This window comes from Priestia sp. YIM B13490, from assembly GCF_042787735.1.
Classification (GTDB): domain Bacteria; phylum Bacillota; class Bacilli; order Bacillales; family Bacillaceae_H; genus Priestia; species Priestia megaterium.
Window position 1 is genome coordinate 1 of the sequence record NZ_JBHZOT010000003.1, and the last position, 24,227, is coordinate 24,227.

21 protein-coding genes, 2 pseudogenes and 1 other annotated feature are annotated in these 24,227 nt (G+C 33.0%); of the genes and pseudogenes, 13 read left to right on the top strand and 10 right to left on the bottom strand.

The genetic code is table 11. From position 1 onward, the window contains the following. Nucleotides 1-755: 755 nt before the first annotated feature. Nucleotides 756-953, bottom strand: a pseudogene (locus ACFX4R_RS09930) (MerR family transcriptional regulator); the annotation flags it as partial. Nucleotides 954-1,810: 857 nt separating this feature from the next. Here ACFX4R_RS09930 and ACFX4R_RS09935 point away from each other — a divergent pair. Continuing rightward, nucleotides 1,811-2,011 carry a cold-shock protein gene (locus tag ACFX4R_RS09935; protein ID WP_013056497.1) on the top strand — a complete coding sequence of 67 codons (201 nt, stop codon included), beginning with the start codon at nt 1,811-1,813 and terminating at the stop codon, nt 2,009-2,011. A gap of 266 nt (nt 2,012-2,277) precedes the next feature. Here ACFX4R_RS09935 and ACFX4R_RS09940 read toward each other — a convergent pair whose 3' ends face one another. Continuing rightward, nucleotides 2,278-2,481 carry a cold-shock protein gene (locus ACFX4R_RS09940; RefSeq protein ID WP_016763693.1) on the bottom strand — a complete coding sequence of 68 codons (204 nt, stop codon included), beginning with the start codon at nt 2,479-2,481 and terminating at the stop codon, nt 2,278-2,280. Between the two features lie 642 nt (nt 2,482-3,123). Between ACFX4R_RS09940 and ACFX4R_RS09945 the strand changes: the two genes are divergently transcribed. From ACFX4R_RS09945 to ACFX4R_RS09960, 4 genes are all read left to right on the top strand, one after another. Then, entirely contained in the window at nt 3,124-3,978 is an 855-nt protein-coding gene (locus ACFX4R_RS09945; RefSeq protein ID WP_043981857.1) for a hypothetical protein, read from the top strand. Nucleotides 3,979-4,293: 315 nt separating this feature from the next. Continuing rightward, nucleotides 4,294-4,482, top strand: a complete 189-nt coding sequence (locus ACFX4R_RS09950) for a hypothetical protein (RefSeq protein WP_013082641.1) — start codon at nt 4,294-4,296, stop codon at nt 4,480-4,482. Between the two features lie 289 nt (nt 4,483-4,771). After that, a complete protein-coding gene (locus ACFX4R_RS09955) occupies nt 4,772-5,440 on the top strand; it encodes a DUF3885 domain-containing protein (RefSeq protein ID WP_165575293.1) in 669 nt (222 codons plus the stop codon). A 174-nt stretch (nt 5,441-5,614) separates the two neighbouring features. Further along, the gene (locus ACFX4R_RS09960) at nt 5,615-5,947 is read left to right on the top strand and encodes a hypothetical protein (protein WP_274158106.1); all 333 of its coding nucleotides are present in this window, start codon (nt 5,615-5,617) and stop codon (nt 5,945-5,947) included. A 192-nt stretch (nt 5,948-6,139) separates the two neighbouring features. Here ACFX4R_RS09960 and ACFX4R_RS09965 read toward each other — a convergent pair whose 3' ends face one another. Beyond that, complete coding sequence (locus tag ACFX4R_RS09965) at nt 6,140-6,865, bottom strand: ZIP family metal transporter (protein ID WP_162214032.1); 726 nt, start codon at nt 6,863-6,865, stop codon at nt 6,140-6,142. 185 nt (nt 6,866-7,050) lie between these two features. Here ACFX4R_RS09965 and ACFX4R_RS09970 point away from each other — a divergent pair, with 185 nt between their 5' ends. After that, nucleotides 7,051-7,494, top strand: coding sequence for a hypothetical protein (locus tag ACFX4R_RS09970; protein WP_098526312.1), 444 nt, complete (start codon nt 7,051-7,053; stop codon nt 7,492-7,494). A 167-nt stretch (nt 7,495-7,661) separates the two neighbouring features. Here the strand turns inward: ACFX4R_RS09970 and ACFX4R_RS09975 are convergent, their stop codons facing one another. After that, complete coding sequence (locus ACFX4R_RS09975) at nt 7,662-9,038, bottom strand: amino acid permease (RefSeq protein ID WP_043981862.1); 1,377 nt, start codon at nt 9,036-9,038, stop codon at nt 7,662-7,664. Nucleotides 9,039-9,081: 43 nt separating this feature from the next. Continuing rightward, nucleotides 9,082-9,296: a binding site (T-box leader), on the bottom strand. Nucleotides 9,297-9,827: 531 nt separating this feature from the next. Here ACFX4R_RS09975 and ACFX4R_RS09980 point away from each other — a divergent pair. Beyond that, nucleotides 9,828-10,343, top strand: coding sequence for a DinB family protein (locus ACFX4R_RS09980; protein ID WP_043981863.1), 516 nt, complete (start codon nt 9,828-9,830; stop codon nt 10,341-10,343). Nucleotides 10,344-10,680: 337 nt separating this feature from the next. Continuing rightward, nucleotides 10,681-10,857 (top strand): annotated as a pseudogene (locus tag ACFX4R_RS09985) (IS3 family transposase); the annotation flags it as partial. A 177-nt stretch (nt 10,858-11,034) separates the two neighbouring features. Here the strand turns inward: ACFX4R_RS09985 and ACFX4R_RS09990 are convergent. The 3 genes from ACFX4R_RS09990 to ACFX4R_RS10000 form a co-directional block, all read right to left on the bottom strand. Beyond that, on the bottom strand, nt 11,035-12,234 hold the full coding sequence (locus ACFX4R_RS09990) for an MFS transporter (protein WP_237074796.1): 1,200 nt from the start codon (nt 12,232-12,234) through the stop codon (nt 11,035-11,037). Nucleotides 12,235-12,334: 100 nt separating this feature from the next. Further along, a complete protein-coding gene (locus tag ACFX4R_RS09995; protein WP_043981865.1) occupies nt 12,335-12,781 on the bottom strand; it encodes a MarR family transcriptional regulator in 447 nt (148 codons plus the stop codon). Nucleotides 12,782-13,114: 333 nt separating this feature from the next. Beyond that, nucleotides 13,115-14,158, bottom strand: coding sequence for a PocR ligand-binding domain-containing protein (locus ACFX4R_RS10000; RefSeq protein WP_237074798.1), 1,044 nt, complete (start codon nt 14,156-14,158; stop codon nt 13,115-13,117). A gap of 311 nt (nt 14,159-14,469) precedes the next feature. Here ACFX4R_RS10000 and ACFX4R_RS10005 point away from each other — a divergent pair, with 311 nt between their 5' ends. The 3 genes from ACFX4R_RS10005 to ACFX4R_RS10015 all read left to right on the top strand — a co-directional run bounded on the left by ACFX4R_RS10005 (nt 14,470) and on the right by ACFX4R_RS10015 (nt 18,120). Next, the gene (locus tag ACFX4R_RS10005) at nt 14,470-15,603 is read left to right on the top strand and encodes a glycerol dehydrogenase (RefSeq protein ID WP_377569477.1); all 1,134 of its coding nucleotides are present in this window, start codon (nt 14,470-14,472) and stop codon (nt 15,601-15,603) included. A 1-nt stretch (nt 15,604) separates the two neighbouring features. After that, nucleotides 15,605-17,368, top strand: a complete 1,764-nt coding sequence (dhaK, locus tag ACFX4R_RS10010; RefSeq protein WP_377569479.1) for a dihydroxyacetone kinase subunit DhaK — start codon at nt 15,605-15,607, stop codon at nt 17,366-17,368. Nucleotides 17,369-17,718: 350 nt separating this feature from the next. Beyond that, nucleotides 17,719-18,120, top strand: coding sequence for a hypothetical protein (locus ACFX4R_RS10015; protein WP_377569481.1), 402 nt, complete (start codon nt 17,719-17,721; stop codon nt 18,118-18,120). 611 nt (nt 18,121-18,731) lie between these two features. Here the strand turns inward: ACFX4R_RS10015 and ACFX4R_RS10020 are convergent. Continuing rightward, the gene (locus ACFX4R_RS10020) at nt 18,732-18,965 is read right to left on the bottom strand and encodes a hypothetical protein (RefSeq protein WP_162214040.1); all 234 of its coding nucleotides are present in this window, start codon (nt 18,963-18,965) and stop codon (nt 18,732-18,734) included. 614 nt (nt 18,966-19,579) lie between these two features. On the opposite strand from ACFX4R_RS10020, the gene ACFX4R_RS10025 reads away from it, so the two are divergent. After that, a complete protein-coding gene (locus ACFX4R_RS10025) occupies nt 19,580-20,164 on the top strand; it encodes a DUF4030 domain-containing protein (protein WP_377569483.1) in 585 nt (194 codons plus the stop codon). Between the two features lie 494 nt (nt 20,165-20,658). Here the strand turns inward: ACFX4R_RS10025 and brnQ are convergent, their stop codons facing one another. Continuing rightward, nucleotides 20,659-22,011: a branched-chain amino acid transport system II carrier protein gene (gene brnQ / locus ACFX4R_RS10030; RefSeq protein ID WP_121944878.1), complete on the bottom strand. Its 1,353-nt coding sequence runs from the start codon at nt 22,009-22,011 to the stop codon at nt 20,659-20,661. 542 nt (nt 22,012-22,553) lie between these two features. After that, complete coding sequence (locus tag ACFX4R_RS10035; RefSeq protein ID WP_043981873.1) at nt 22,554-22,796, bottom strand: hypothetical protein; 243 nt, start codon at nt 22,794-22,796, stop codon at nt 22,554-22,556. A 154-nt stretch (nt 22,797-22,950) separates the two neighbouring features. Between ACFX4R_RS10035 and ACFX4R_RS10040 the strand changes: the two genes are divergently transcribed. Continuing rightward, on the top strand, nt 22,951-24,216 hold the full coding sequence (locus ACFX4R_RS10040; RefSeq protein WP_116515720.1) for a Y-family DNA polymerase: 1,266 nt from the start codon (nt 22,951-22,953) through the stop codon (nt 24,214-24,216). Nucleotides 24,217-24,227 lie beyond the last annotated feature (11 nt).

Here is a 24,227-nt window from a genome sequence, read left to right on the forward strand (position 1 = left end):
CATTTGTCCTCTGTTTCCACATTTCCTCATGCAACCGACAGACTCGTTACCAAGAATGCCGTTTCGGATGGAGATCATCTCTGCGTCTAGATGAGTAGCGTTAGCTACACTGTAAGAAAGCGACTTCTTGTCGCACCATAAAACCATTTATCGGTAAAAATAAAAAGCAGACCTTTAATTAAAGATCTGCTTCTTTTCTTTAGCAAAGACTAAATATGTTCCCACTAAAAACATGATGCCCAAACCTATAAAGATTAACCAGTACGTTAAAGGGAAACTATAGGAAACTTTCATAACTCCAGTATTTCTATCTAATATTCTAACGGTGTAAGGAGTATATGCTGTCTTAATAGTTAAGTACGTTAATAAAGATTGAGCAATAAGAACTATCCCTATTGCACATTTCATTATATTGCCCCCAGACTCATACATGTTTCTGTGTACAGTTTAACACAAAGGGGCTTACTTAATATGCTAGTTACCATAATCACTCTTTCAGGAACATATGAAAAAGAGAACCTTTATGGGAATAAGGGTTCTAACAGAATGATTTTTATAAAATATAGACATCTTTATACATCCCTTATGTATCAATGTTTTTCTCTAGGCTAAATAATAATGGAGTGCATAAAAGTCTTATCTTATATACATTTATAAAAAATCCGAATAAAAATAACCCAGTAAATATTGAATATAGAGATTGAGTAAGCATGAACAAAGACTAAAAGAACAAATCAAATTCACCTACTTTAAAATAAATCCTTACGCATTTCCCGTGTTCTAACACCATCTTCAATTTTTTCTGCAATGTCCATTAACCTTTCAATGTCGGAAAAGGAATACATTCGGGTACCTGAAGAGTTTCGTTTTGGAAAAATAAGCTCTCGCTCTTCATAATAACGAACTTGTCTTTCTGATAAACCTGTCATTTCAGTAACGATTTTTATAGTCATAACTTTCTCATCTAAATATGGATGATTTTTAGTCAAGATTATCCTCTCCTATTTCCATTCTTTATCAGTATATATGTTATTAACTTTTGGTTTGTATATAGAAATGAAGTTTATTAAAAATACCACATTATAAACACTTCTTGATGAAAGGCGTTTGTAGTTATTGAGAGTGACATTAGGTTAACTAATTTCAAAAAGCAAGTTGAAAGAAGGATAATCACTTTGGTGATTCCATTATAATCCAATAATTATAGTGAATCATTAAAATATGGTTAAAAATAAATTAAAAGTAAATTAATTCATTAAAAGTATTAATTAACCTTTTGTTTGAGTTTCGTTAAAGCAATTTTATTAATTCCAATAAATTTTTTAACTTTATTCCTTTAGTGTTTGAATAAAGTTAAAAATTAGGAGTCCGTAAAAGTATATTTTTTCGAATGGGATAGCTGTTTTTTAAGTCATTTTTTTACAATCCCAAAAAGTGTACTTTTTAAGACTATCTATATTGGAAAAACTTAACCATAAATTAACTATACATAGTTAAGGGGATTCTGGTGCATAAGTGTTGAAATGTTGTACTGAGAAGCTATCAGAAGAAGATATTCTTTATTTCGCGGGTGATTGTCCACTCGTTCCAATTCTGAGCGTTTCTCATAATACTGTTTTTAGTGAAGAAAGGAAAAAAGCAATTATTTGCTATCAATATCTCTATGTGTTACACTATGTTTAACTTGTTTTTGTTCGGTATAAGATTGAGAGAAGAAAAAACCTTAAACAGAAGTTTTTATCTTGAAATAGTATGATTGGGCAAGAAAGGTAATACATTTGTGGAATATTCCACAGCAGGAGGCAACATTATGACACAAGGTACAGTAAAATGGTTTAATGCAGACAAAGGTTTCGGTTTCATTGAAATCGAAGGCGGAGACGATGTATTCGTTCATTTCAGTGCTATTCAAGGTGAAGGTTTCAAATCATTAGAAGAAGGTCAAAAAGTGACTTTTGATATCGAGCAAGGTCAACGTGGAGCACAAGCTGCTAACGTTCACAAAGCATAATCAAAAGTGATAACAAAAAGGACTCCTTATGAAGGAGTCCTTTTTTTATGGTCTTATAATTAGCAAACCATGATTTATCTACTATTAGTTCAATAGAAAACCCAGGCTTTTAAAAAAAGCCTGGGTTTTAGACAAGACGATCGATACAAGGTATAACTAGTTATAACATACATTAGAAATAGAAAGCAAATGCAAATAAATTAGCTATATTTTCAATTAAATAATATAGTAGTAATTTTTAATCTATGCGATAGCATTGGTACAAATTATCTTCGATGGGGATTAAGGGGGATTTTATTAATAAGCCGTTCTCCAGCTTCCATGTGATTTCCACACAAAGGGCATTTTTGGTGGTTGTCGTAAGAGAAATCTTTTCTCATCCAGCCCTTACAATCTTCTACTGTACATTCCCAAACCTCTGTTTGTTCTTGAGCTAAAGGTTCTTGGTTTCTTTTGCCGTAATAATACATACTAACATCACTACTCCTCATATTACATTATAGCTTATAAAGGAGTAATAATCATTTATATAAATTAGTGTTTCTTACCATTTTATTTTCATGGAATAATGCACGGAATTTTTGATATAAGAATTTCTAAACACTTGGTAATAATGTTCATATCTTCTTCTTTTGCTTTTTAATTGCACCACTTACTGTAGTAGTACATACCTAAACTAAGCCGCCAACGTAAGGAGGGTTAGTTTAAAGATTAGTTTAATGGTGGAATCATTTCGCTTATCACCGGTAATCAAATGGTTATTTATAGGGGCTTTCCAGCAGTTTCATGACTTGTTGGAAACTTTTATTTCGAGTTATTATAAATAATAAAACTTCATTTTACCTCAAATTAAAATATATTGTCAATGAAAAATTTGTAATATTTTCAAAAAATGTTATAATAGTTTTACAATTGTTTTTTCGATCGTATTCCGAATTCCGCTGTGTTTTTTTTCAGATAGAATTATGGATACATTTTTTCAATACCCTTTTTTTAAACTGAAAAAAAACTCAAACAGTTGTGTGAGCTTTAAAGGTAAGTTAGTTGAATAAAATTATTAATTTACCATCTAATAGTAACCGAGTTTTTATTCTACAAGGAGGCCTAGAATAATGAATCTAATCAATAAGAAAGTTACACACAAGCTTTTTGGGATAGGTAGTATAGTTAAATGTAATGATTCTAGTATTGAAATACATTTCGCATCGGAAAATAAAAAGTTTGTTTTCCCTGATGTATTTGGAAAGCATCTAAAACTGCATGATAAAAGTGTTGCTCATTCACTCGAAAAAATTATAGAAAAAAAGGAAATGGAACACAACGAGGAAGAACGGAAGAAGGAAGAGGAAAAAAAACTACAACGAAAAAACCAGGAACTTCGCTGGGGACTTGAAAAACTTATGAAGAATCATAAACTTCATTCTGAATCACAAATGGTTTTTTGGTGTGACATAGAAGAACAGAATAGTTCTTTTTTAGAGTGGAAGGTTTTTTCAGGTGTAATAAAAAGTGGTAATAACAAGGGGAAGCCAACCAAACCCATCCGTTTGCACCAAAATAGTGCTGTCTTGTTAACAGCAATAGATTCCAGTATGCCTGAAAAAGACAGACGTATCTTAGGCGTCTATATGGTGAATGAAGATTTTATCGGTAAGCTTTGTGAAGATGGATATATTCCTGCTCATTCAAAATACAGACTCCAGCTTACAGAACAGGAATCGGATCAGATGCCTTTCTGGAAATATTATGTAAATGAAAGAACATCCCAAAAAATGACATGGAATACAGGTAAATACCGTTATTTTGATAATTTATGGATGGCTCAAATTTTGCTTGATATAGCTGAGTTAAAAAGTGACCCAAAGGAAAGAGAGCTGGCACAACAATTTTTTGAACATTTTTGTAAAATGAATCTGATAACAGCTGAGGAGTTACCAAAGCCTAATGGCGCATTGATGCGTATGTAAACGTTAGCCCAAAGATAATAGGACTGACACATTTTTCTCACCCATCATTAATAGCGAACATTCCTTAGCTGTTCGCTATTAAAAAGGCAAGAACAGAACGTAGGAGAGAAGATGAAGGATATAACGTGAAAATATTTAGTGATGGAAAAACAGTAACTATAAGAGTATCGAATGAATTAGTAACAATCTTAAAAATTCATTATGTAAAAAACATGAAAAGATACTCTTATACGGTTACTAAATATCCAAGTATTTTTTCTTTGAAGAAGAATTAATGAAACAAGAATAATAAGTAGATAATGAGGAGATACACCTATGCTTAAATTTAAAGTTATTTTCGAATTTATAAATGGCAGGACAAAGGAATTAAAATTCGAAGCCGCATCAAAGAAAGAAGTCATTAGTCATATAACAAAATATGAAAGATTCATTTCGAATGAAAAAGAGTTAGTGCACATCAATTTAAATAACGTGGTACAGTTTATGATTACAGAAGAAAAATAATAATAAAAACTAGGCATCTATTAATTGAGGTGCTTTTTATTTTAATAAATAGACTGATTTAAATTTAAATAACATTTCTGAGAGTAGTAATAAAATTGAGCGGTTAATTGAAGCTCTTCTTAGCTCTTCACTAGATAAAGAGAAAGTTATAGAACAATTAATTGAAATGGAGTTAGAACTTGACCATATTAATGGGCACTATAAAAGCTTAAAAAAAAGAATTAAAACAATTACTTAATGTTTAAGTAAAAAAAGTTACTTATAAACTATAAAATATGGAGAAAAATACATGAGCACTAACACTCTGCCTTTATTTTCAGAAAAATACTTTGAAGGATTAACTTTAAGTCCAGCTCTGTTTTATTCCTGGAAATATAGCATTCGCTTTGAAATATCAGATCCATTAATTTCATCTCACGAAAAAGATTGTTTGAATCAAGCTTTTCATCGATCAATCACATTATTTCAAAGGGTATTTGGAGAGGGAGATGAGATTCTTTTTGTTACGGATGTGCATACTACGAACAAAGATCGTTTCCTTCAAAAAAGACCTTTAAACGTTTATTTAAAATACATAAAAGATAAACAGCGGCTATATCAATTAAACCATCACTGTTTGCCGAGTATATTTCAGGATGAAGATGAAGACGATGATCAATCTTTGACCCATCGCTTTGGACTTTCTTGTAAGAAAACAGAATTAAGATATGCGCAGCTTTTAAAGGCTATTAATTATGAAGACTTTGCTCATCCATCTACTATTCTGAAGAGTAATTCCCAAAGTAGTTATGATATTTACTTTATTAATCTCTCTAAAAAAATGATTTTTCATTTGTATGATGACCGCGGATGTGATGTCTTAGCCTCAAGTAAAGAATCTATACGCTTTCTTTATGAAGAATATAATAATTGGATTTTGGATTATGATCGAGAAGAAATTGACCTTTTATTTAAGTGAAAAGTAGGATTCATCCACTAATTAGCACATTTTTTATATCCATAATCACCTGTCTTACAGTAACTAAAAATAAAAAGGGTATCTCCAATCTTCTAGGTTAATTTTGATATATAATCAGATTAGCATTAGGCTTATAGCTCAATGGAAATATGACCCTAAGGAGATATTACAATAATGCAAGACCTAAAAAATAATAAACCGACAGTAGCTTGGCAACAAAGAATGGAAGATGATGAAATTTTCACTGTAGAGAATATTAAAGCCACTGATGAAATCCTTGATACTTATATGAATAGACTTAAAGATTCTGTAGATAAAATGTCAGAACAAGATATCTTAGAATATGTAAAAGAGGTAGTTATAGGATTAAACGAATTAAATGAACAATTTGATTATTTCATTGAAACGTTAGAAAGAGAAGAACTTTGTGAGTTTATCATTAAAGCTGCAAATGCAGCTGGCTTAGAGACTGAAGAGGATATTACAGAAGAGTGGAGAGAGTGGTAACATACAAAAGCTTACATATAGGAGAATTAAATATGGATTCTAAGCAGTTATTTCTAGTTACCATAATCATGACCCTAGGAAGTAATGTAAAAGAAGAACATTGTGTGAAATGTTCTTCTTTTATAAATGATCAGAGTGAGGTATAGCTGTATACATTTGCAGGTGTCTTTTTGACACTTAAATTTAATCGTTCTAATGGCCATGAAATAATGAAAGAGAATATTGATAAACATAAATAATTACGAATCCTAGCGAAATTAATAGCCATACATGCAATTTCCTGAAGTGCTTGATGGTATTTCCAATTATTTCATGAAAGATAACAAAAGACAGTGTACCGATTGCTGCGCCAGTCGATAAAGCTTGTAGTTTAAGTGAGGAAGCTTGTACACTTTCACCAATGAATAAACTGCCTCCTAAAGACAGCGACAGAATGGCTATAATTAGTAAAAAAAAGGTGTTAGGTATTTTTGCTATAGAGAGGACTGTCATAATTGCCATCCCCTCTGGGACCTGATGTAAAAGGGTAGCTGCGAATACAGAAGCTGATTGGTGCATATCTGTTATTCCAAATGTAATACCTGTGATGACATTATGAAAAAAGATAGCAACCGTTAATAAGATAAGTGCCTGTAAGGGTGAAATTTCGCTGTTTTGTTTATGCAAAAAGAGGTCAATGCATAGCATGATGATATATCCGGCTACAATTCCTAATAAAACGCCTCTTAAATCATATAGATGCCAAGTAGACGGAAGGATATCAAAGAACAATAAGCCCAATAAGATTCCACCGCATATAGCATACATAAATTGGATTCTTCCCCTTGCCAGATGGTTTACTAATCTGAGAAGTCCTCCTCCTGCTAATAAACCCAGTAAAGAACCTAAAGTAAATAAGATATTCATTTCTATATGCATAATTGCTACTTCCTTTCGGCTATATGGTTTTTTACAACTAACCTATTCAAAGGAAAGGCAATCATACCTATGTTTTATAAATGGTTAAAAAAATAAAAGTACACGATATTAACTTGGGAGTAATTTTTAGGTAAATCACTAATAAAAAAGGACATACTAACGTTATCTAAAAAAGAGGTGTTACTATGGAATCTCCTTTTGAAATGATAACCAATGTGGACAAGGTCGAAAATGCTTATTATATAGAAGTGAAACCAGGTGAGTACAATGCAAAGTATTGGAATAAAGAATCGGTCTATTTTGCTGATGAAGCTTTTGCTTATTTCTATACCACGATTTGCAAGTATGTGCCACAGTATCAACCTACCCAAGTGACAGAAATCAAAGTAGAAACATGGCTGAGGATCAGTAATCAGCTGCAAGAACTCGCATATTTTTTGAGCACTAATCCGCCTATGATTAAACTAAAGAAATGGATTGATTTTAGCAAAGTAGAGGGAACGTACAAACAGTTTGATCGTCAAAAAAACAAGTACATTCGCGAGTTAATTAACATGATTAACGAATTTACAGTGTGGATAACAAAGGTATGTCAAACGCAATCATATATCACCATTTTGGGCACTTAACAGGCCTTGAAACCTTAGAGGCTTGGAATGAAGAGCAAAATCCCAAAAACAAATCGTGAGTTAAATCACTAAAAATGCCCTCAGATAAAGCAAGTGCTTCTATAAATCAAAAAAAGATACTTTATAAAGTATCTTTTTTTGATTTAAGTTTTTGAAGAATGTAAAATCTAATTGGTATCATTCGGTACTTCAAGAGAAGTAGGTTTGGTGTTCCTTTTGAAAAATGAAATAATTACCATTATAAGAACGAATGCTACACAAACTATAGAGCTTAACCTATTCGCACTGTCTATGAGAAAGACTATGAAGCTAATAATTAATGTACATGCGGCAAAAAGCGTTAAATAAGGGAAGCCCCAAAGTTTAAAATATGGTTTTTCTTTATATTGAGGACGTAGCTTTAGCTGAGCTAAGCAAATACTAATCCATATAAGAGAAACTGTAAATCCAGGAATAGCTAATAAATAAGAAAAAGCTTTTTCAGGATATAAGTATACGAGGTACGTTCCCAATAATAAAAATAGGACACTGAAAGCTAAACTGTAAACAGGTACGCCTTGTTTATTTACATAGGACAAACTTTTAGGAGCATCTCCCGACTGAGATAAAGAATGAAGCATCCTTGTACAGCCATAAATACCTGAATTGGCTGCTGAAAGGACAGCTGTTAATAAAATAAAGTTCATAATATGAGAAGCACCTTGAAGCCCGGCTGTTTCAAATACTTGGACAAAAGGGCTAGCATTTGCATCAATTTTATCCCATGGTATCAAGCCACAGATAATAAAAATAGGCAAAGTATAAAACAGAACTACTCTCCACATAACGCCTTTAACTACCCCTGGTAATACCTTTTCAGCATCTTTTGTTTCCGTAATAGTTAAACCAATGAGTTCTGATCCTCCATACGAGAAAATGACTACAAGTAATGTAGAAAAAACGGCTTTCCAGCCATTTGGCACAAAATCACTATAATTATGAAGATAATGAGAAGATGAATTATTACTTGGCATAATTCCAAATAGTATCGCTATACCTAATAAAATAAAAGCAATAATAACAAAGATTTTAATACCAGCAAACCAAAACTCAATTTCTCCAAAAGACTTTACGCTTGTAGCATTAATTAAAATAAGTACAATTGAACAAATAAGACAAAGAATCCATAAAGGAATAGAAGAAAACCAATATTGCAGAAAACTACCTGCAGCAATGACTTCAATAACGCACACAGTAAGCCACATAAAGCAATAAGTAGCCCCCATTACAAAAGAAAAACGTCTTCCAAAAGCTTTTTGAATTAGATCTTTCATATTGTGCGATGGGTATACAATAGCCATTTCAGCCAAAGCTCCCATTACAATGAGAAGCAATAGTCCAGCAAATAGATACGAAAAGATAACCGAAGGTCCTGCTAATCCAATTGTATCAGCACTCCCTTTGAAAATCCCTGTTCCAATCATTCCTCCAATAGCAATCATTCGAATGTGTCGCGGTAATAATTGCTTTTTTAACGTATTCTTTGATGCAGTATTTTCTTTCATGATGCCCTCCTTTTAACATAAAAAAGTCCCTGCTGAATTATTCAGCAGGGACGAAAATTTCGCGGTACCACCCTATATTGTAAAAACATCTTACCTCTTAATTACCATAACGGTTTTATCCGTCCTCTCTAAAACACTATTAGAAGAGGAAGCTCTAGGAGTGAATTTCATCTCTAATCTTTGTACTGACTTCCACCAATTATCAGCTCTCTATAACAGGGAGATTAGGATTACTTAAGATCCTATCTTAGCTTTTGTTTATTAAATTAAAGTGTATGTAATGTATATCATCATAGTTAGTTTGAAATTAAATGTCAATATGTTTTTATCTATTTACAGCTATAAGAAGAGTTATTAGATTTTACATAAAGATAATCATTACCACTATTCGGTATTTAATCATTCCTTTTCCAATCATTTGTACTGTGATTGAATTGTACGCTTTTCTATAATAGAAAACCTACTGTGCAAACAAGAGTACAGTAGGTTTTCAAATCAGAATAAAAATGGTGAGGAAATATCTCAGTATTGTATCCTAAAGAATATAACAAGGCAAGAGTTATTATCCTTTTTGGAACTTTTCTTTTACAAAATTTGAATTATAAATATATAAAAACCTTTAATAATAGGAATCTTAAAGGTTTGTTACTTCTTATAATTCATATTAAGTGAACAAAAAACTCCTTTAAACAAAAGGTCTGGAGGATATTTTTATAGAAGTATAGTTAAGTTGACTACTGATACCTTGTGTAATGTCGATAATGAATTGGGAAATAGGGGGAGTTTTAAATGTCACATCACTCATTAAAATTGTACGACTACCATGTATGGGCAAACCAAAAAATTTTCGACCGATTAAAAGAACTTTCTGAGGATATTTACGAAAAGGAAATTCAGAGCGTTTTTTCTTCTATATCAAAGGTGATGGCGCACATTTATGTCTCTGACAACATATGGTTAGATTGTATTTCTGGTGAAAAGTTTGATGAAGCATTTGCGTCGGCTAATCAATTGAGAGAACAGATTGAAACGAAAAGAATTGAAGAATTAGAAACGATGTTTTTCGATTTATCAGGCCGGTACAAAGCGTTTCTCAATCATCAAGAAGATATAGAAAGCGACTTTGTGCTTGAAACTTCATTTGCTGGACGACTCGAAACCCGTTTATCTGATGTAGTACAACACGTTGTCAATCATGGAACATATCATCGTGGCAATATTATAGCTATGCTACGGCAATTAGGCCATCCCGGTGTTATGACTGATTATATTTTATATTTATATGAAAGGGATACAAAAGAGTAGTTTCTCCTCTATCTAAAAGGGGTAGTATCAGGAAATGCGGATTTACAACGTCAAGGGAATTCTAATATTAAAAGGCCCAATTCCTAAGTATTAAACTAGAGAAATTGGGCTTTTTTTCGTTCCTCCATTTTTATATTTTTATAAGAAACGAAAAAGTACCTCCCGTACAAATAGAAAGATGCTTTCTCGTCACAATCATTTATAAATAAAAACCTAGTTAATCAAAGACTTTGAAATGCAGAGAAATGCTCGCTGACAAAATTAACTTTTGTTTTTCATATAACTCCTGATTCAACGCAAATTCCCGCGTTATAGAACCCTTTATTTTCTTGTTATTAATTTATTTTCCAAACTGAAGTCAGAGCTTTTATACCTTCAATAATTTAAAGATATGGACCATTTTGAGAGAGAGCTAAAAGAATATGTACATTACTACAATAACACTCGCATTAAGGAAAAATTGAAAGGCATGAGTCCAGTCGAATACCGTACTCAAGCCAACTACGTTGCTTAAATATAAATTGTCTAACTTTTTGGGTTCAGTTCATTTCCAAGTATTCTCTTTTTGCGTGTGTTCCGGAAAGAGTGTTTATGTGAACTAACTGCTTATAAGGTATACAGTTATAAAACAGAAAAAACCCCCATCGGTTAAGAGGCAGTTCTTCTGTTCTTGTTTAAGGGTTGTTTTTTATTAACTATAACGATGCTTTTTTGATAAAACGAGAGTAGAGATACCAATCAATACCACACCCATGACGGCTGGAGTAGTGTGGCTAACTACTGAATACAACTGACCGCCAATAATTGGTCCAATGAACCGAGCTAGAGATTGAATGCTTTGGGCTCCCCCTAGTATATGCCCTTGCTCACTGTCACTAACTGATTTTGAAAGCATACCATTAAATGATGGCCCAAAGACCGAATCACCCAGCCCGAAGAAAATCATCCCAACAATAAAGACGAAATAAAAATCTGTAAGGGCTGAAATTGAAATAAGGATAAAACCAATAATTTGACTTATCATGCCTAAAAGAGCAATTTTTTTATCTGTCAAGAATTTGAGTAATCGTGGCATAATGATTGTTTGTGAAAAGATATCAAGTACACCTATTATAGAAAATGTCAGACCAATAAATATAGGCTGCCATGCAAAGGTATCTATTGAAAACTGAGAGAAGATAGCTTGTAATGATCCGTTAGGAATCCAAACTAGGAACCCAGCAATTAACAGCCATTTAACAGATTTAAAGGAAAAAACCTTGGATAATTGTATAAATGGATTAAGCTCTCTAACAGAAATACTGAAAGAGCGTCTGGACTTCTCAAGACTCTCAGGCATAAAAAAATAGCCATATATAGCATTAAGCAATGTGATAACCGTACCAGCATACATAGGAACACTGTTTCCGAAAGTCGCAAGTGCACCTCCAATTATAGGGCCAAGAGCAGTGCCAACCCCAACAACAGCACTAATCCAACCAAAGTACTTAGTGCGTTCATTTGAAGAGGTAATATCTGCAAAGTAAGCAAAAATCGCTGAAACTTCGCCACCTGTCAAACCTTCAATGGTACGGCCAAGGAAGAGAATCCAAAGTGAACCTCCAAGTCCAAAGATAAAATAACCAAAGGCAGAGCCGATAAGACTAATAATTAATACTGGACGACGACCATACCTATCGCTTAACGCACCTAAAACTGGTGCAGCCAAAAAGACAGAAAGAGCGTATATAGACGTAAGTAATGTTACTGCAGTAGCCTGACTGCTGGGACTACTAGTATAAGTCTTTACTAAAAAAGGTAAAACGGGGCTAACTATAGTCAATCCAAGACCAGTTAAGAAGACAGTGATAAACCCAAACGTTAGGGGATGTTTATTTATTGAAGTATCCACGATAATTCTCCTTTAAATTTATTGTTTCTTAGGAAACAAACATAAGTTTACCGTTTTATTGTTTCCTCGTCAACAATAAAACAACATAAAAAAATACCACTTACTCAGTGATATTTTTCAGATGATGTCTATATCGACCAATGAAACGAAAAATAGTGTCAAATTCTTCATCGGTCATGTGCTTAAATACTTCTTTATCACGTTCAAGAAAAGATTGGTGTAATTTTTGATGGATATCATTTATTTTTTGTCCATTGGTTGTTAGTCGAAAATATATTTCCTTTTTATTTTCGACACTTTGATAACTCTCTATAATATTTTTAGCTATCAGCTTCTTGGTAAGCTTGCTTATAGCACCTCGAGTCATGTAGCTTGCAGCTGCAAGTCTTGTTACATTCGCATTTGGGATTAGAGAGATATTTTCAATTAATTCTATTTCACTCAACGTATAGTCCTTTAAAGCCAATTCTACTTCAGGTTTATTACGCCAGATTATCTCATTACACAAGTCCATAAGTTCACTCATTAACTGCTGTCGTTTATCCATAATAACTCCTCCCTAATTTGTATACAGTATAACGAGTTTTTGTTTCTTTCGCAACAAAACCACCAAATCACTTTAATGTTTATTACGAATACGTAATAAACGTTATTGTTAATGAGAAGTAAATGATTAAACTACTTTATTAAAACTATGGAGTAAATAAAAAATTTGTTTATTTACTATGCTGCTTGTTTATTTCTTATTTTACTCAGATAAAAATCAATCGTGTTTCCACTTAAAGAGATTTTGCTTTTCCATACTGAGAGTATCCCTTTTTAGAGTAATAGTATCCGTATGGAAAAGTTATATATATTTCTTACATCAGGACTGAAAATTCTACAGCTTTTCTTGATAATATTTCCGATAGACGTTAGGAGTTATATTTTCATATTTTTTAAATGTCTTGATGTAATACCCGGGATCGTTAAAACCCAATTCATCACTAATCTGTGCAATAGACAAATCCGTTTTTTCTAATAATTGTTTAGACCACTCTATTTTTTTGAGAGAAATAAAAACAGAAAAATTCATACCCGTTTCTTTGGTAAATACACGGCTGAAATAACCTGTACTAATGTGACATAAATCAGCCATCTTTTGTTGAGATATTTTTTCTCTTTTATGCTTATAAATGTAGTCAAAGGCTGGCTGTAATACTTTGTTTTTACAAACTAAGTGATCGTTAATAGACGTTTTTACGTAAGCATTAGTAACGGTGTTGGCTAATTCCTTTTTTATATTTTGAATATTATCTAGAGAATAACCGTAAGAAATGTCTTCAGTAGAAAGGTCCTCTTTTACTGGAGCCATCTTTTCATATACTTCTAAAATTAAGTTTTTATTCATAGCTTCCTCTACAATGTAGTTACAAAGCCTATATAACATTTGAGCAGCGTCGTTAATTTCTGTATAGGATAGAGTAGGAATAGAATCATATAGACGCTGTATTTCCTCATTATTATTTAAATTTTGTTCAAATCCCTTTGATGGAACAGTAAGCATTTGTTCCAAGGGAGGAGGTTTGTCACCGTCCTTAATTTTCACTTCTCCCGCCATGATAGCACCTACATATTTATCATCAATTATAATGGGAATGGCAATATCGATAATATTCCAGTGACATAAATAGATATAAGGAGCATTGGTTCTGACTGCCTCTAATCCTCCCCGCGCATCGCACTTTTCACAAAGCTTTGCTGTATTAGGATCTTTACGCATAGTCTCACAAAACGGACGTACACCACTGTGTTGAGAAATGGGCACTCCTTTATAGTTAACCGTGACAATCGCTAATTTTGTAACAAGCGCAAGCGAATCTTGAAGGTTTCGCCATTTCTTTAAATCTAGTATTTTATCTAAATTCATGTAAGTAGTTTTCAATGATGTTTTATCTCCCTTGCTTCTACTTTCCGTGCGGTAGTTTGGATTACCTATTTGAGAATATCTTTATTTTATTCCTGAGTTCGTAAAATAAAAGATTGTTCAGCGATAAAGGTAACCTCTTTTCAACGTGAACTTAGTAGTATTTTTACCTAAAATAATGTCATAATAATACCATATTAAATGAAGAGAGCAAAAAAATACGATAAAAAGTTGTAAAAACTCGTCACTTAAGACTAATGTAATCTTATACAAAAGATAGTAAAATTCCGATTGTAAGGGATTACAAAGTTAATTAGGAGGTTTTATTTATGAGAAAAGCATTTATTAGTCCTTCAAAATATATTCAAGGCGAAGATGAAATTTTAAATTTAGGTTATTTTGTGAAAACATTTGGTACTTCTGCACTTTTAATAGCACATCCTGAAGATATTAAACGTGTACAAGACAAATTAGATGCAACAGCAGAAAAATATGGTATTACATTTTTTGAAGGCGGATTCAATGGCGAATGTTCAAGACCAGAAATTTCTAGATTGCAGGAAATAGCGAAAGAAAACAACTGTGATTGTACAATTGGTTTAGGTGGCGGTAAGGCAATTGATACAGCAAAATGTGTGGCTGAGGGAGAGGGATTAATTATCGTCCCAACAATCGCTGCTACGGATGCACCTACAAGTCATTCCGCAGTTATCTATACACCAGAGGGTGCTTTCGATGATTACGCATACTTTAAGCAAAGCCCAAGTGTTGTATTAATTGATACAACACTCATTGCTAATGCACCTACTAGATTCTTAGTATCTGGTATGGGGGATGCGTTATCCACTTATTTCGAAGCAAGAGCAACAGCACGTTCTTTCTCTAATGTAAATGCTGGATTACCTTGTGGAGTACGTGAGGACTTATGTTCACCAGCAAAAGGTACAAATGCAGCATTAGTGTTAGCAGAACATTGCTACAACACTCTATTAGAGGACGGGGTTAAAGCAAAAGCTGCAAGCGATCATAATGTTGTTACTCCAGCCTTAGAAAACATTATTGAAGCCAATATCTTATTATCAGGATTAGGGTTTGAAAGTGGTGGATTAGCTGGAGCACATGCGATTCATGATGGGCTTACTCTTTTAGAAAGTGCGCACCACTACTTCCACGGTGAAAAAGTAGCTTTTGGTACATTAGCACAATTGGTATTGGAAAATGCGCCAACTGAGGAAATAGAAGAAGTGTTAGATTTCTGTTTAGCAGTAGGACTTCCAGTTTGTCTCGCTGATATTGGAGTGGAACAAATTACACAAGAAGAGTTAATGGAAGTAGCTAATAAAGCTTGTATTCCAGAGGAATCTATCTATTCTATGCCATTCCCTGTTAATCCAGAGTCAGTAGCTGCAGCTATTCTTGCAGCAGATCAAATTGGAAATGATTATAAGAAGAGGTTGATATAAAATGAAAAAAATTATTAATAAACCGGAAGATGTTGTACTTGAGATGTGTAAAGGGATGGTTCTAGCACATCCTGAACTGAATTTAATTGAAAAATATAAAGTCATTAAAAAAGACCAAATTAATAAAAGTAAAGTAAGTATAATTAGCGGGGGCGGAAGTGGACATGAACCTGCTCACGCTGGATATGTAGGAAAGGGCATGTTAGATGCAGCAGTTTGTGGTGATGTATTTGCTTCACCTTCTCAAATACAGATTTATCAAGCCATTAAAGAAACAGCTAGCGATAAGGGAACTTTACTAGTGATTAAGAACTATAGTGGTGACATGATGAATTTCAAGAATGCTGCTTATCTAGCAGAAGAAGATGGAATTCAAGTGGATTATGTAAAAGTAGATGATGATATTGCTGTACAGGACAGTTTATATACAGTTGGAAGACGCGGAGTAGCTGGTACTGTTCTTGTTCATAAAATAGCAGGTGCTGCAGCAGAACGCGGCTATGATCTACCAAAAGTGAAAGAGGCAGCAGAAAACGCTATTACGAATGTTAAAAGCATTGGCTTTGGACTAACTTCCTGCACAGTTCCTGCTAAAGGAACTCCTACTTTCGAGATTGCAGAAGATGAGATGGAGTTTGGCGTTGGTATTCATGGAGAACCTGGTATCCGTCGTGAAAAAATTATTTCAGCAGACGAACTCGCAGAGCGTACGGTAACTTCATTATTAAAAGAAGTAGGGATAGAAGATGGAAAAGGAGAAGTGGCTGTCCTAATTAATGGATTTGGAAGCACACCTCTTCAAGAACTATATTTATTAAATCATTCTGTCATTCGTGAATTGTCACGTAGAAACGTAACGATTGCAAGAACGTTTGTCGGAAACTATATGACAGCCATCGATATGGCCGGTGCTTCTATTTCAATTATGAAATTAGATGAACACTTAAAGAGTCTCCTATCTGAAGAGTGCGATACTCCTGCGCTAAAAATCAAAGGTGAAGTACCAGCTGTCACTTATAATGAAATCATCGGTACCGCGGAGGCCCCGAAAGTGTCCTATGAGGTGCAAACCAACAAAGAATATTCCGTAGTAACCGAAAATCGATTGACGTTGAATAATATTATTTTTATGGTTGACCAAATGAGTGAATGTATTATTAGAAATGAAATACCATTCTGTGAATTAGATTCCCATGCTGGTGACGGAGACTTTGGTATGAGTGTTGCTAAAGGGTTCAAACAGCTGAAAGCTGAATGGCACGAAATTCTCGAAAATAAATCAAATGATATTGGAAACTTCTTAGAGGCGTGTTCTATCGTTATCATGGAGCACTGTGGCGGAGCATCAGGCCCTATTTGGGGAGCAGCATTTCGCGCGGCTGGAAAGAACGCCGAATCTAAAACCGAACTGAATTTAACAGAATTTGCTGAAATGATCCAAGCGTCTGTAAAAGGAATTCAAGCAACAGGAGAACGTTCTTTTGGACGTGGAGCTGTTGTGGGAGATAAAACTTTAATCGATGCCTTAGTACCTTATGCAGATACGTTAACATCAAGTGCTGCTGAAGGTGAAAGCATGAAACATGCTCTTGTCAAAGCAGCAGAAGCTGCTGTTGAAGGAGCAAAATCAACCGAACAGATTGTTGCACGTATGGGACGTGCTGGTACGGTTGGAGAAAGAAGTCTTGGTTATCCGGACGCAGGTGCACATGGCTTAGGCGTAATTTTTACTGAAGTAGCTCAAGTAATGCGAGAAAATAAGTAAAATTTGGTATTATCCCCTCTAAATATAGTGTGAAAAAATTACTCTTTGAGAGTGAGGATGACACTGTACATGGAGGGGAATTTTTTATGGGTCACTAAGGACGATCTTTTACAATCTCGTTTAAGCTAGAAGTGATAAAAATGTACAATAACCAATGGTATTTCAAAGATAAAAAAGAAAAACAAAAAGTGAACGATCCCTTGATTATCAAGGGATCGTTTTTTATATGTTTTCTGGAAGAGTGATTATGTTAACTAACTTTGTATATGATATTCAAGTTTCCCAACTCAATTTTGATATATAATTAAAATAGAATAAACCTGTGATTTAGTCTATTTAGATGGCAAAACATGAAGGTTATAAAGGAAAATATAGAGATGAATGTAAATAAAAAATGGTTTTTAGCTAAGTATGAGCCAGCATCCAAAGTAGGTGCTTATAAGTGGGACTACAAGTTTGATAATAGTATTGAAGCAATGCGGTTAGTAAATAGATATCTAATTGAAAGTTTAGATACAGTTATTTTATTTTCTGAAGAAGACATTTCTAAAAATTTAATAGTTGATTATTTAAAAAATGAGGAATTACATCTTTGGAGAAATAAAGAAGCAGGTGGAATACTTAATTTTTTAAGCGAGAAAAGGATAGGTTTAGTATATAAACATGGTTACTTTTTTCATGAAGAAGCTACTGTACGACCAGAATTAGAAGAAACGGTATTTATATGTTACGTTCCTTGGATATTGACTTAGTTAATAAAAGTAAAAGCTGAAAGACCAACGATGGGGCTCTTTCAGCTTTTTAGTTCCTAGAAAACGACATTATGGTAGCTAGAATTGAATGCTTTATAGATTTAAAATACATGTATCTAAGCATTTTGAAAGGAGTTATTTACTTAATGCATTTTCCTAATGGAGTAACTGGTTTTTATAGTTCAATAGATAACAAACCAAATGAAATAGATGAGAACTATTTTAAAAGTATATGCTTCGATTTAGTCAGAAGAAACCAAGGGAAGTTATTAAAGATTGATAAGATAAATTTAATCAAAAATACAGTAAAAACTTATTTCGCATGAAAGAGTAAATATATAAACTTTATTCTAAAAAATATAGTTTTACTATTTACTCTAGGTGACGACAAATAGACGTTTTCTCATTCGTTTTTCTTGCGTCCAAAAGGCTGTACCCTTTTGAACTATCTATATCAGACAATATCAATATTGAATTAAAACCCGTTGGAGATATTCAAAAGCACGATAAACGCAAGGAACAAGAGTTGGAAAGATCAAACAGAACGAAGACTTCTTAATTTATAAGAAGTCTTCGTTCTGTTTTTATTATTATTTTTTAGTAAGTATTAGTTAGAGAAAAACAATTCCAAGTATAAATAAACATAGAGTAATAATGTTTATAACATTCTTAGCTTTGTCATCTTCTTTTATTGAAGTTACAAGTTCAAAGATTATGACAAGAGTAAGTATAGATAAAGCTATCTGTAGAGGTAAATTAAATGCATATACAAATATTACAATTAGACCATATATAATACCTAAAATTATATTTTTTTTATTCTTAGTTTTTTCGTGATTACTCATTTGAAAAACTCCTTAATAGACTGAAAATATTTAGATCTTCTGCTCTTTTTAAGTGAAGGTTTTTGTAAATAGAAGCATAATAAAGAAGATAATAGCGAATGACAAACTCATTGTAATATAACTTATGTCCTTGTTAGCGGTCTTTTTTTTCATAAATAATTTTGTTGACAAAGGAAAAAGAATACCTCCAATAAATGCTGTAACTAGCGTTTTTAATAACATCAAATACTCCTTTCGAAGAATTGTAGCAAAAATAAAAAGCTCCCCCGGCATTGGCAAGCGAGGTAGCTTTTTATCAGAATTCACAATTATAAAGTACCAAAATATAACCGTATGTAAACAATATCATATTTTTCCTAAAAATACTATTTTGAGAGAGGAGAGAATATGTATAAAAGGTGTTTTGATTCCTGTCTCAAAAACAGGGTGAAGTCCTCTGTCCTGTATCAAGAGTTCTTTTTTATTATGGGTTCTGGAAGAGTATTTATGTAAACTAGCGATTTATATGGTATTCACTTATAAGTAAAAATTATATTTCTATTTTTTTCTATTTTATGAAATAATCGTATGGTTCGTTTAAGACAGAACAATTAAATCTATAAGGAGAGGAAAGAATGAAATTAATAAAAAATATTGTATTTCTTAGTTGTTTCGCATTATTACTTGGAGCTTGTCAGAACGTTGATACAACTTCAAACACTAAAGATAAGGATTTAGATGCTCTTCTTAGGGATGTATCTGATAAATATGCCGTTCTAAGTGTTGGTTCAGACTCAAAAGATGTAAAAGTCGAGGTAGAGGATACTGAAGATGTAAACAAGGTAAAAGCAGATATTAAACGTCAATTAAAAGAGAACGGTTTGAACGCCTATAAAGTTAACGTTCGTGAGAGAAATGTTAAACAAGTAGAAAAAGAGAAGCGATGGCTGGATATTGAAAGTGAAGCTCTTGCACATTTACAAGAAAATAAAGAATACAAAGATGTAACATATAAAAAGACTGAGGTTACGTTAAAACAACCTGTTACAGTTGCTATTGTTACTCCTATCAGTAAATCTGATGACAGCTCTCAAGAGTATAGTGAAAAAATTAAAAGAGAAGTAAATACTTTTCTTCAAACTAAAGAAATAAAGGAACGTTCTAAAGGTGATTCTTACAAAATCGTTATCTATGACCAAGATGACCAAGTAATAAGTTAAAGAATACATAACTACAATAAAGCCTCAAGAAGTATGTAACACTTCTTGAGGCTTTATTTATTCCTATAAAATCGTTTTATGTTAATCAGTTTTAGATATTGTATATGTTATAAAAATCAAAAAAGGGAGATATAGAAGTTTTTTTATATCTAAGAACAGGAATCTAATAATATTTTATCAAAAACATATATAACAAGAGAAACGCGTAAAAAGAGGCTTTTACTTCGTATAAGTAAAAGCCTCTTTTTACATTTGCTTTATTATTTAAGAGAATTTTTAAGTAATTCATCTTCTTCCATTAAATCTTCTTTAATCTTATCTAAATACTAACGCATCCATACAGCTATAAGCTTGTGACGTTTTCTTCATAGTTATACTCCCTTATTTAGAAGTTAATTGAAACTTCATTTTATACTAAGTGCGAAATAGTAATAAAAGGAGGCTTCAAAGTGTTCATCTAAATGCTTTAATTTAATCAAAGAATTAAAGTGAATTTATTTATTTAACCTTGTTGATTTAGAAGTAAATTGCTCTTTATTTTTAAACAAGTTAACTCCATAACCTGCAAGACCTCCAATAATTGCAGGGAATATCCAACCTAATCCAATATGGTAAAGAGGAAGATAGTAAGTAAATAATTGGTCAATACCAGGGATGTGTAAACCAAAATCATTTAATCCATCTACCAGGCTTACAACAAATGTTAAGAATAGGCTGCCTTGGTATACCTCAGCACATCCTTTAAATAAAGAATGAAGGAAAGTCAAAAAGATTAGAACGATTGCTAATGGATAGAGCACTGTTAAAACAGGTACTGAAAAAGAAATTAAATGATTCAATCCAACATTTGCGATGATTGCGCTAAACACGGATAAGCTAATCGCAATTTTCTTATAAGAAATAGAAGGTAATAATTTATGGAAATAAGAAGAGCATGAAGTAATAAGCCCTACGCTAGTTGTCAGACAAGCTACTGTGATCATTAAGCCTAATAGTAATCCTCCATATTCTCCAAAATAATAATCAGAAACTTTCGCTAACACCGTACCACCATTATCTAAATGCCCAAGCTTTTCTACACTTGAAGCGCCCATGTATGAAAGGGCAGAATAGATAGTTGCAAGAATAATAGCAGCAATTCCTGTAGCTTTTAGACAAACAGTTATAATTTGCTTCTTTGTTTTAGCGCCTTTTTCTTTAATTGCATTGATAATAATGATTCCGAAAACGAAAGATGCAAGAGTATCCATTGTTAGATATCCTTCTTGGAACCCATTAAAAAAAGAGTTTGTTACATATTTTTCTGTGGGTGCTTGAAATTTTCCAATAGGATGAATAAAAGCTACTAGAACTAGAATTCCGATGAATGTTAATTTAATCGGCGTTAAGAATTTTCCGACAATATCGACAATTTTCGCCGGATTGAGAGAAAAAAAGCATGTAATGCTGAAAAATATAATAGTAAACACAAGTAAAGCTATAGAACTAGAGCCTTCAGAAATGAAAGGTTTAAGTCCGATTTCAAAAGAGACGTTACCTGTTCGTGGGATAGCAAATAAAGGTCCAATAGCTAGATAAAGAACAGTTGTAAATACTAAACCAAAGATAGGATGTACGCGACTTGCTAATGATTGTAAATCTTCCTTTCCAGAGAATCCAAAAGCTAGTACACCAAGTAAAGGCAAGCCTACTCCAGTAACTAAAAAACCTGCATTTGCTGACCAGATATTTGCTCCCGCTGACTGGCCAAGCATGGCAGGAAATATTAAATTTCCAGCTCCAAAAAATAATGCAAATAACATTAAACCAATGATTACTATAAAAGAAAACGGTACTTTGTTTGACACGGTGAAACCCCCATTAATAATATTCTTCATAAAAAATTAAATTTTCAGACAACTAAACCTGCAAATAACTTATCTTTTTTGTATTATAAACAGTCAAATTACATATTTCAATATAAAAAATAAACTTTTTTAATAAAATTTAAAAATTATCAATTTTCCGTTCATTATTCATTATTAAAATAAAAATAATATTAAAAAACAAAATCTTTATTCAAATCGCGTACATTAAGTAGTTTAATACGGATATTTTTTTGAAAAGATCATAAATAATATTCAAAACGCGTATATTATTCTATTAATTAATGGGGTTTAATTACATGCAAGAAAGTTTATAAATATAGTACTACGAAACTTATAAAGCTTTTTAAAATGGGCTGAACATCAAAAGTAAAATCAATTATTTAATATCTATAAAATACATAATAAATTTTATAGATACTGAAAAGACCTTATTAACATATTAATTAGGGTCTTTTTATCATTATTTCTTATTCCGATTAAATCCAACGATCTATATTACTTTCAAAGCACTTTATTTCACCTTATCTTTTTCTTTTGAATCCAAAACTCACCATATAAGCTATTGCTAATGAGATAAAAGCAGCAATACTAAACTTTATGTAAGAAATCTCTAAAGCCCAAAGGCCGTATTTGTCTGCATTTAAACGATACATAGACCACCACTGTCCATTTTCACCTTTGAATAATGAAACGACAATCCACAAAAGAACTAAGAATAAAAACCATGAAAAAAAGATAATATAGTTAGTCATTTTCTTATTCATTTGCCATCTCCTTTATCTTCCAAATTTACTCACAATATTCTTGTCTCCTATTATATTAACAATAATCGGGAAAACTTTAGAGTTTTTATTGAATAAAGAACATTTGTTCGTATATAATAGAGAACAAACGTTCTTTATTTAAGGAGTTATTCCAATGGATTATGAATATCTACCAAACAGAGTCATTATTTGTATTGATATGAAAGCATTCTTTGCTTCTGTTTCATGCGTGATACGTAGGCTAGATCCATTAAAAACAAAGTTGGCAGTTGTAGGAGATACAAAGCGGTCGGGATCAGTTGTGTTAGCTGCCACACCCTTATTAAAGAAAGAAGGGATCAAAACAGGCAGCCGTCTTTTCGACATTCCTAGAAGGAAAGATATCCATGTCGTAAATCCATCCATGGAAAGGTATGTCAAGGCTTCGAACTATGTTTCTAGTTTGGTATTACAGTATGTGGCTCCTGAGGATTTTCATGCGTATAGCATTGATGAGTTGTTTATTGATGCCACAGCTTCTTTGCATTTATTCGCTCGCACACCAAAAGAATTAGCCCGTAAAATCATCAACGAGATTTATCGCAAAACACGGCTGACAGCTACTGCAGGCATAGGTCCGAATCTCTTACTGGCTAAGGTGAGCTTAGATCATGAGGCCAAGAATAGCACAACAGGGGTAGCTTATTGGCGATACGAAGATATTCCTTTCAAATTATGGTCGATTCACCCAATGAAGGATTTCTGGGGAATCTCGTCTGCTACGGAAAGACGCTTAAATCGTTTGGGCATTCACTCCATAAAAGAACTCGCTCTTTCTTCTGTAGAGATGATACGTAAAGAATTTGGTGTCTTAGGAGAGGAAATCCACCAACATGCAAATGGAATTGATTTTAGTCGCATTTCTGACGTGTATATTCCGAGCTCTCGATCATTCGGGAAGAGTCAAATTCTGTTTCGAGACTATACAAATCGAAAAGAAGTGGAATTGCTGCTATTAGAACTGTTAGACGATGTGTGCTTTCGTTTACGTATGCATCAAGTCGTGGCACATACTATTCATTTATCCATTGGCTACAGCAAACAAACAGGTGGAGGTTTCTCGAGGCAAAAGAAAATGGAGCGAGCTTCGAATTTAAGTCAAGATATCTTCCCTTATTGTTTAACCATCCTACACACATTTGATAGCGGAATGCCCATTCGATCGATTGGAATTTCTTTATCGAACACCCTTATTCAAGAAGAAGAGCAAATGAGCTTATTTGAAGATATTGACCAGCGCGAAAGAGCCTATGCCCTTGCTAAAACGATTGATGAAATTCGTATGCGTTATGGGAAGAATAGCGTTCTGCGAGCTTCAAGCCATCTCGAGCATTCAACAGCTCGTTATCGAAACGGCCTTTTAGGAGGTCATAAAGCATAAAGGAGGAAGAT